Raw genomic sequence first — 720 nt, 5'->3', positions numbered from 1 at the left:
CTGTTCATGTTGGTATTATCGACCAAGACCCAGTGAGATTGGTCACTCCTCTATTGGATAATCGCACTTTAAGCACACATATCGTATTCATTGGTGACAAAACACAGGTAGATATGTTTGACCGACTGAGTAGCGTGTTAGAGCAGCGAGAGATTACTTCTGAGTTTTTTGAAATTCCGTCTGCTGTCAATACAACCCTGATTAAACAATCGATTCAAAAGCTCGCGAAAGATCTTCACGACCGTGGAGAAGACGTCAAACTGAACGCAAGCTGTGGCCTTCGTCATCGATTGTTGTCGGTTTACGAGGTTTTCCGTACTTATCGCTGGCCTATCTTCGTGGTTGAACCAAACAGTGACAAACTTTGCTGGCTTTACCCAGATGGCAAAGAAGATACGCAAGTTGAAGACCACATTACTATCTCCGACTACCTAACCATTTTCGGTGCGCGCGGCGAGTTCCACCACGTAGACCTTCCTCCTCTTCTTGATCAAAAACTGTATGAGCTTGGCGAACGCTGGGCGTCAAATGCGCTTGAATTGGGCCCAGGCTTGGCGACACTCAACTACCTTGCGACAACCTGCCGTAAGGAGCAGAAGCTGGATGTGGAGCTGTCTGAGAAGCAACAAGGCTACCGTGAACTCAACATGCTGCTGTCGGATCTTGTCGAAGCACAGATCGCGACTTACGAAAATGGCATTTTGACCTTCGCGAACGAAG

Annotated in this window: 1 pseudogene; it reads left to right on the top strand. The window is 47.5% G+C overall.

Annotated elements, in window-relative coordinates:
* Nucleotides 1-720 (top strand): annotated as a pseudogene (locus tag R7O13_RS26915) (Card1-like endonuclease domain-containing protein); the annotation flags it as partial.

This window comes from Vibrio sp. Y176 (genome assembly GCF_033438945.1).
Note: the sequence above shows the minus strand (reverse complement) of the source record. Positions and strands in the feature narration are given on the sequence as shown.